This is a genomic window from Brevundimonas sp., from assembly GCF_035626535.1.
Classification (GTDB): domain Bacteria; phylum Pseudomonadota; class Alphaproteobacteria; order Caulobacterales; family Caulobacteraceae; genus Brevundimonas.
Window position 1 is genome coordinate 1 of record NZ_DASPNO010000084.1, and the last position, 8,039, is coordinate 8,039.

General features: G+C 69.3%; 7 protein-coding genes and 2 tRNA genes. 6 read left to right on the top strand and 3 right to left on the bottom strand.

The features are described from left to right. Positions 1-682 (bottom strand): carboxyl transferase domain-containing protein (locus tag VEC04_RS13020; RefSeq protein ID WP_324777421.1); only part of this gene is annotated, 682 nt, incomplete at its 3' end. A gap of 262 nt (positions 683-944) precedes the next feature. Between VEC04_RS13020 and VEC04_RS13025 the strand changes: the two genes are divergently transcribed. From VEC04_RS13025 to metG, 3 genes are read left to right on the top strand one after another with little or no spacing between them, the layout of a single operon-like run. Continuing rightward, positions 945-2,282 (top strand): MATE family efflux transporter, encoded by a 1,338-nt coding sequence (locus tag VEC04_RS13025; protein ID WP_324777422.1) that lies wholly within the window; start codon positions 945-947, stop codon positions 2,280-2,282. Then, positions 2,279-2,803 (top strand): GNAT family N-acetyltransferase, encoded by a 525-nt coding sequence (locus VEC04_RS13030; RefSeq protein ID WP_324777423.1) that lies wholly within the window; start codon positions 2,279-2,281, stop codon positions 2,801-2,803. Before VEC04_RS13025 ends, VEC04_RS13030 begins: the two co-directional genes overlap by 4 nt. 60 nt (positions 2,804-2,863) lie before the next feature. Further along, complete coding sequence (gene metG / locus VEC04_RS13035; protein WP_324777424.1) at positions 2,864-4,570, top strand: methionine--tRNA ligase; 1,707 nt, start codon at positions 2,864-2,866, stop codon at positions 4,568-4,570. A gap of 202 nt (positions 4,571-4,772) precedes the next feature. On the opposite strand, the gene VEC04_RS13040 is transcribed toward metG, so the two are convergent. Together VEC04_RS13040 and rlmB are read right to left on the bottom strand one after the other, a co-directional pair. Next, a complete protein-coding gene (locus VEC04_RS13040; RefSeq protein ID WP_324777425.1) occupies positions 4,773-5,618 on the bottom strand; it encodes a TerC family protein in 846 nt (281 codons plus the stop codon). 51 nt (positions 5,619-5,669) lie between these two features. Next, entirely contained in the window at positions 5,670-6,548 is an 879-nt protein-coding gene (gene rlmB / locus VEC04_RS13045) for a 23S rRNA (guanosine(2251)-2'-O)-methyltransferase RlmB (RefSeq protein WP_414642678.1), read from the bottom strand. Between the two features lie 147 nt (positions 6,549-6,695). Here rlmB and VEC04_RS13050 point away from each other — a divergent pair. The 3 genes from VEC04_RS13050 to tuf all read left to right on the top strand — a co-directional run. Further along, positions 6,696-6,779: transfer RNA gene (locus VEC04_RS13050), tRNA-Tyr, on the top strand. A gap of 91 nt (positions 6,780-6,870) precedes the next feature. Next, positions 6,871-6,944: transfer RNA gene (locus tag VEC04_RS13055), tRNA-Gly, on the top strand. 49 nt (positions 6,945-6,993) lie between these two features. Further along, positions 6,994-8,039: elongation factor Tu (gene tuf / locus VEC04_RS13060; RefSeq protein WP_324777427.1), on the top strand; the 1,046-nt coding region annotated here is incomplete at its 3' end.

Below are 8,039 nucleotides of genomic sequence, written 5' to 3' on the forward strand. Positions count from 1 at the left end.
TGATCTCCTCGCCGGTCGCGGCCTTTACCAAAGGCGGTCCGGCGAGGAAGATCGTCCCTTGTTCGCGGACGATCACGCTCTCGTCGCTCATCGCCGGGACGTAGGCGCCGCCGGCGGTGCAGCTGCCCATCACGCAGGCGATCTGGGCTATGCCCTGCGAGCTCATCTGCGCCTGGTTGTAGAAGATCCGGCCGAAATGGTCGCGGTCGGGGAAGACCTCGGCCTGGTGGGGCAGGTTGGCGCCGCCTGAATCGACCAGATAGACGCAGGGCAGCATGTTCTGCTCGGCGATCTCCTGGGCCCGCAGGTGCTTCTTCACCGTCATCGGGAAATAGGCGCCGCCCTTCACCGTCGGGTCGTTGGCGACGATCATCACCTCGCGGCCCGAGACCCGGCCGACGCCGCAGATCATGCCTGCGCCGGGCGCCTCGCCCTTGTACATGTCGCAGGCCGCCAGCTGGCCGATCTCGAGGAAGGGCGAGCCAGGATCGAGCAGGCGTTCGACGCGGTCGCGGGGCAGCAGCTTGCCACGGGCGACGTGGCGTTCGCGCGACTTCTCGGGGCCGCCGAGCGCCGCCTGGGCGACCCGGGCGCGGAGCTCGTCGCGCAGGGCGCGGTTGTGGGCGTCGAGGGCCTTGAAGGCCGGGCTGTTCGGATCGATGGCGGACGTCAGCTTGGGCATGGGGCTGGTTTAGGGTGGTTCTGAAAGACGCTCCATACCTTTCGTCATCCTCCGGCGCTCCGCAGGAGCGACCGGTGGACCCAGCGGCGCCGCGACGGCGGCGAAACACCGGGGCGCCCGCAGGTTCGCGCTCGCGCGCGCCGCTGGGTCCCCCGGTCTCGCTACGCTCGCCGGAGGCTGACGAAAGAGAAGGGAGGCTTATGGCTGGGTTGAAATATCCGCTGTTGACCCGCGAGCGTCGCCGTGGCCTGTCGCGCCTCCCATGTTCGCCCTCAGCCTCCAGACCCGCGCCACCCTGAAAGACCTGCTGCACCTCGCGTGGCCGGTGGTGCTGGCGCGCATCGGCATCATGACCATGGGCCTCACCGACGTGATCGTGGTGGGGAACTACTCCGGGCTGGAGCTGGCCTTCAGCTCGCTGGCCCTGGCGCCTACGGCGATCATCGTCACCACCGCCGTCGGGCTGATGATGGGGGTGCAGGTGATGACCGCCCGCTACCTCGGCGAGGGGCGGCGGTCCGAGGTCGGGGCGGTGCTTCGGCGCGGCGTGGCCTATTCGCTGCAGATCGGCGTGGTCAGCATGTTCGGCCTGATCCTGATCGGGCCGTGGGCCCTGCGGCACATGGGGCTGGCCGAGGGTTTGGGCGAGGGGGCCTCGCCGGTGCTGGTGGTCTTCGCCCTGTCGATGCCCGGCTATCTGGTCAGCGTGGCGGCGCAGTTCTTTCTCGAGGCCATGCACCGGCCGCGCGCCGGCATGTGGGCCATGTGGGTGGCCAACGGCATCAATCTGGCGCTGAATCTGCTGCTGGTGCCCGACCTGCTGGGCATCGGGCTGGACGGGGCCGTGGCCTCGGCCTGGGCGACGGTGGTCGCGCGGACCTCGCTGGCGGTGTTCCTGATCGTCTACATCGTCCGCCTGCCGGAGGCGCGGGAGATCGGCGTGTTCCGCCGGCCCTCGCGGGACCACGCCGCCGAGCGGGAGCAGCGCAAGATCGGCTACGGCGCCGGGTCGAGCTATTTCATCGAGGTCGGGGCCTTCGCCGCCATGACCTTCATCGCCGGCCAGCTGGGGGCGATCGAGACGGCGGCCTGGACCATCGTAATCAACGTCTCGGCCATCGTGTTCATGGTCCCGATGGGACTGGCGGCGGCGACCTCGGTGCTGGTCGGCCGCGCCTATGGCGCCGGCGACGGGCGCGGCGTGCTGAGGGCCGGGCTGGTCGGGATCGCCGTGGTCGGCGCCCTGACCTTGCTGGTGGCGCTGGTCCTGTGGCCGACGGCGCCTCTGGTGGCCAGCGCCTACAACCGCGACCCGGCCCTGCTGGCGGTGGTCATACCGGCGCTGGTGCTCGCCACCCTGTTCTTCGTCGCCGACGGCATCCAGGTGGTCTCGGCCTCGGCCAACCGCGCCGCCGGCGACGTCTGGTGGCCGACCATCATGCATTTCGCCGCCTACAGCCTGGTGATGATGCCGCTCGGCTGGTGGCTGGCGCACGAGGTCGGCGTCGACGGGCTGGTCTGGGCGGTGATCATCGCCAGCCTGGTCTCGTCGGCGCTGCTGACCGGACGGTTCGTGCGGGTGGCGAGGCGGCTGCCGTGACGGCGATCCCGGAACTCACGACGGCCCGGCTCCGGCTTCGGGCTCCCCGGGAGGCGGATCACGGGATGTACGCCCGCTTCTACGGCGACGCCGAGGCCTCGGCCTTTTATGGCGGTCCGCTGTCGGCGGCCGCGGCCTGGAGCCGGCTGGCGCGCGACCTCGGCCACTGGGCCTTGCGAGGCTACGGTCTTTGGGTTGTCGAGCGCCGCGACGACGGCGAGGCCGTCGGAGCCTGCGGCCTGTACTGGCCCGCCGGATGGCCAAGGTCGGAGTTGACGTGGTGGATACTGCCCCATCAGCGTCGGCAGGGCTTCGCGGCGGAGGCGTCGCGGGCGGCCATCACCTTTGGTCATGAGATTCCCGGCTGGAGCCGGGTGGAGACCCACTGTGACGATGCCAACGGCCCGGCGCGAGCCCTGATCGACGCGCTGGGCGGTCAACGGTTCACGCGAGAGCGATTCCCCGACGGACCCGAGCGCGACGTGTTCGAATTCCCGCGTCCGGCCAAAGGCGCAGCCTGAGGTGACGCGGGCGCGGCCGCCCTCTATATCCGTCGCCTCCCCCAGACTCCCCGGACGACCATGGCCCGCATCCTGATCACCTCGGCCCTGCCGTACATCAACGGCATCAAGCATCTGGGGAACCTGGCCGGATCGATGCTGCCGGCCGACGTATACGCCCGGTTCAAGCGAGCCCAAGGCCACGAGGTGCTCTACATCTGCGCCACCGACGAGCACGGCACCCCGGCCGAACTGGCCGCCGCCGCGGCCGGTCAGGACGTCCGCACCTATTGCGACGAGCAGCACGAGATCCAGAAGCGGGCCGGCGAGGCCTTCGGCCTGAGCTACGACTGGTTCGGCCGGTCCTCGAACCCGCCCAACCACCGCCTGACCCAGCATTTCGCCGACGTGCTTGAGAGGAACGGCCTGATCGAGGAGCGGGTCGACCGGATGATCTATTCGGTGGACGACGCCCGCTTCCTGCCCGACCGCTATGTCGAGGGCACCTGCCCGCACTGCGCCCACGTCGGGGCGCGGGGGGACCAGTGCGACAACTGCGGCCGGCTGCTGGACCCGACCGACCTGATCGATCCGTATTCGGCGGTGTCAGGGTCGCGCAATCTCGAGGTTCGCGACACGCGGCACCTGTACCTGCTGCAGACGAAACTCGAGCAGCGGATCCGCGACTGGATAGGGACCAAGACCGACTGGCAGACGCTGGCGAAATCGATCGCCCTGAAACACCTCGACGAGGGGCTGATCGACCGGGGCATCACCCGCGACCTGAAATGGGGCGTGCCGGTGGTGGGGCCGGACGGCGGGCCGCGGCCGGGGCTGGAGGGCAAGGTCTTCTACGTCTGGTTCGACGCCCCGATCGAATACATCGGGGCCACCGAGGAGTGGGCCGAGGCGACCGGCCGGACCTGGCGCGACTGGTGGCGCACCGACGAGGGCGCCGACGACGTCCGCTACGTCCAGTTCATGGGCAAGGACAACGTCGCCTTCCACACCGTCAGCTTCCCCGCGACCATCCTCGGCTCGGGCGAGCCGTGGAAGACCGTCGACACCCTGAAGGCCTTCAACTGGCTGAACTGGTACGGCGGCAAATTCTCGACCAGCCAGAAGCGCGGCGTGTTCATGGACCAGGCGCTGGAGCTGCTGCCGGCCGACTACTGGCGCTGGCACCTGACCGCCTACGGTCCCGAGCATTCCGACGCGGCCTTCACCTGGGAGCAGTTCCAGTCGACGACCAACAAGGACCTGGCCGACGTGCTGGGCAATTTCGTCAACCGCATCGTCAAATTCGCCGAGTCGAAGTTCGGCGGCGTGGTGCCGGACGCCGGCGAACCGGGTCCGCTGGAGGCGAAGCTGGAGGCCGACCTGCGCGCCGGCGTCGCGGAGGCGACCGCGCAGTTCGAGGCCATGGAGTTCCGCAAGGCGACCCAGGCGCTGCGCGCCGTCTGGGTGCTGGGCAACGAATATCTGCAGGAGGCGGCCCCGTGGACCGCCTTCAAAACGGATGTTCCGAGGGCGGCGGTCGGGGTGCGCACCGGGCTGAACCTCGTGGCCCTGTTCGCCCGGCTGGCGGCGCCGGTGACGCCCTTCTCGGCAACGAGGATCGCGGCGGCGGTGGGCGCGACGGACCTGTCGTGGCCCGCGACGGACGAGGCGCTGCTGGACCGGCTGCCGCGCGGCCAAACCGTGGCGGCCGCCGGGGTGCTGTTCACCAAGATCGAGGACGCCCAGGTGGCCGAATGGTCGGAACGGTTCGGCGGCGCGGAGGGGTAGGCGGACGCCGTCCCCCCGCGCTGGACATCCATCTCATCACCGTCATGGCCGGGCTTGTCCCGGCCATCCATGAGCGGAATGGGGAGCCCCGGAAGCCGCGTTCATGGGTTCCCGGCACAAGGCCGGGAATGACGAGTTTGGAGGAATGACGCCGCCAGGGAGCGTCAAAAGAAAAGGCCCGGATCGCTCCGGGCCTTTTTGTTTACGGAGTCTTCGCCGTCGCGGGTTGAACCGGCGGCGGATCGGCGGGCGCGGGCGCCCCGTGCGCCGGGGCCGCGCTGTCTTCCTCGCCGCGGGTCCCCTGCAGGTGGTGCGCCGCCTCTTCCGCGCCGATGTCGAGGAAGGCGGGGGCGGCGGCGTTGAATTCCTCCATGCGGTCGGTGCGCACGATCACCGAGCGGGCGCCGTCCCAGATCATGTGCAGGGCGACGTAGAGGACGATGACGAGGCCGACGTAGCCGACCCAGCGGTGCTTCGTCAGGATGCGGGCGATGAAGGTCGCGGCCACGCCCATTAGGGCGATGGACAGGACCAGGCCGAAGACCATGATCCACGGATGCTCGTGCGCGGCCCCGGCCACGGCCAGGACGTTGTCCAGCGACATGGTGACGTCGGCGATCATGATCTGCAGCAGGGCGGCGCCGAAGCTCTTGCGCTTCAGGCCCAGCTCTTCCGGAGTCGGGCCCTTGCCGTGCTCGATCTGCATGGCCAGTTCGAGCTCCGCCTCGGCCTCGGCCTGGTCGTGGGTCGCGGATTCGCGCAGCTCGCGCCACATCTTCCAGCACACCCACAGCAGCAGCACCCCGCCGGCCAGCAGCAGGCCGACGATGGCCAGCAGCTGGACCGTGATCAGGGCGAAGCCGATGCGCAGCACGACGGCGGCGGCGAGGCCGATCAGGATGGCCTTGCGGCGCTGCTCCGGCGCCAGGGCGGCGGCGGCCAGACCGACGGCGACGGCGTTGTCGCCGGCCAGCACCAGATCGATCATCAGGACCTGGCCGAGGGCGGCCAGCTGTGAGGCAAGTTCGGGAGAGCTCAGAAATTCCATGCGCGGGCTCTAGGGCAGGGCGGGGCGGTTCGGCAAGCGGTCGCGGGCGGATCAGGTTCCCTGTTGCGCGCGCGTCGCCTCATAGAGAGCGATCGCCGTCGCATTCGAGACGTTCAGGCTTTCGAATCCGCCGGGCATGGGGATCTTCGCCAAGACGTCGCAGTGCTCGGCCACCAGCCGGCGCAGGCCGTCGCCCTCGGAGCCCATGACCAGCACCGTCGGCCGGCCGTCCAGCGCCTGATCCAGCGACAGCTCGGCGCCGCCATCGAGGCCGACGGCGCGCCAGCCGAGGTCGGCCAGACGCTCCAGCGCCCGGCTCAGATTGGTCACCCGGGCGCAGGGCAGGCGTTCGGTGGCCCCGGCCGCGGCCTTGGCCAGGGCCCCGGCCAGCGCCGGCGAATGGCGGTCCTGCACCACGACGCCCCTGGCCCCGAAGGCGAGGGCCGAGCGGAAGATGGCCCCGACGTTCTGCGGGTCGGTCAGCTGGTCGAGCATGACGATGACGCCCGAGGGGGGTTCGGCGATGTCCTCCAGCGCCACCCCCTCCAACGGCTGCACCTTGAAGGCCAGGCCCTGATGCACCGCCCCGGCCGGCAGCATGCGGGCCAGAGCGAGGCCGTCGACGATCTCGATCCGGTGGCCGTGGGGGGCGAGCCGGTCGCGCTCAATCTCGGCGGCGCGGTCCTCCGTGGCCAGCAGCCGGCCCATGCCCTTGCGGGCCGGATTGGCCAGGGCGGCCAGCACCGGATGACGGCCCCACAGCCAGCCGTCGGCGTCGACCTTGGGCTTGCGCTCGCGCGGCCCGGAATCACCCGCCGCCCGGACCGGCGGCGAAGGCGTCCAACCGCCGCTCTTCGGCCCCTCCGGACGCCCCCGCAAGCCTTGCTTTTTCCCGGTTTTCCGGTCGTTGCGTTCTCTGTTTGACGACACTATAAGACGCCCTCCGATTTGGGGCCCAAGGGCATTCCGGTCAGGCGCTTCCTCTAAACCAGGGTTTGCCGGACTTCGAAGGCTTTTGTTCGAGAACGGTCTTTCGACCGCTTTCGGGCGTTCCGGATCGGTCTTCACATCGCGCGCGGGGGAATGTCCCGAGCGGCAAAGGGGGCGGACTGTAAATCCGCTGCGTAAGCTTCGCAGGTTCGAGTCCTGCTTCCCCCACCACGCGCTGTCGGAGACCGGACGGATCGGACCTCGAGGAGGCCGGGTGCGAAGGACTGGATGCCCTGCGGGGCCTGGCCGACGCATTCTCCGCGCGGGTATAGCACAATGGTAGTGCAGCAGCCTTCCAAGCTGAGGATGTCGGTTCGATCCCGTCTACCCGCTCCAGTTTTCTGTCGCTGACCACCGCCCCACCAGGGCCACAGGAGTTTTGGCCATGGCCAAGGAAAAGTTCGAACGCACCAAGCCGCACTGCAACATCGGCACGATCGGTCACGTTGACCACGGCAAGACGACGCTGACGGCGGCGATCACGATGACGCTGGCCAAGTCGGGCGGCGGCAAGGCGATGCAGTATGCGGACATCGACGCGGCGCCGGAAGAGAAGGCGCGCGGCATCACCATCAACACGGCGCACGTCGAGTATGAGACGGCCAACCGTCACTACGCCCACGTCGACTGCCCGGGCCACGCCGACTATGTGAAGAACATGATCACGGGCGCGGCGCAGATGGACGGCGCCATCCTGGTGGTGTCGGCGGCCGACGGCCCGATGCCGCAGACGCGCGAGCACATCCTGCTGGCCCGTCAGGTCGGCGTGCCGGCGCTGGTCGTCTATATGAACAAGGTCGACCTGGTGGACGACGCCGAGCTGCTCGAGCTGGTCGAGATGGAGATCCGCGAGCTGCTCTCCAGCTACCAGTTCCCGGGCGACGAGATCCCGATCACGGCCGGTTCGGCCAAGGCGGCGACGGACGGCGTCAACCCGGAGATCGGCGAGCAGTCGATCCTGAAGCTGATGCAGACGGTGGACGAATACATTCCGCAGCCGGAGCGTCCGGTGGACCTGCCGTTCCTGATGCCGGTGGAAGACGTGTTCTCGATCTCGGGCCGCGGCACGGTGGTGACCGGCCGCGTCGAGCGCGGCATCGTCAAGGTCGGCGAGGAGGTCGAGATCGTCGGCATCCGTCCGGTGCAGAAGACGACCTGCACGGGCGTCGAGATGTTCCGCAAGCTGCTCGACCAGGGCCAGGCGGGCGACAATGTCGGCGTGCTGCTGCGCGGCACCAAGCGCGAGGACGTCGAGCGCGGCCAGGTGCTGTGCAAGCCGGGCTCGATCACCCCGCACACCAAATTCCTGGCCGAGGCCTACATCCTGACCAAGGAAGAGGGCGGCCGTCACACGCCGTTCTTCACCAACTACCGTCCGCAGTTCTACTTCCGCACCACGGACGTGACCGGCATCGTGCACCTGAAGGAAGG

Excerpts from the sequence above, each read along its gene's own strand:
- VEC04_RS13025 (WP_324777422.1), top strand. The coding sequence starts at position 945 with ATGTTCGCCCTCAGCCTCCAGACCCGCGCCACCCTGAAAGACCTGCTG.
- metG (WP_324777424.1), top strand. The coding sequence starts at position 2,864 with ATGGCCCGCATCCTGATCACCTCGGCCCTGCCGTACATCAACGGCATC.
- VEC04_RS13040 (WP_324777425.1), bottom strand. The coding sequence starts at position 5,618 with ATGGAATTTCTGAGCTCTCCCGAACTTGCCTCACAGCTGGCCGCCCTC.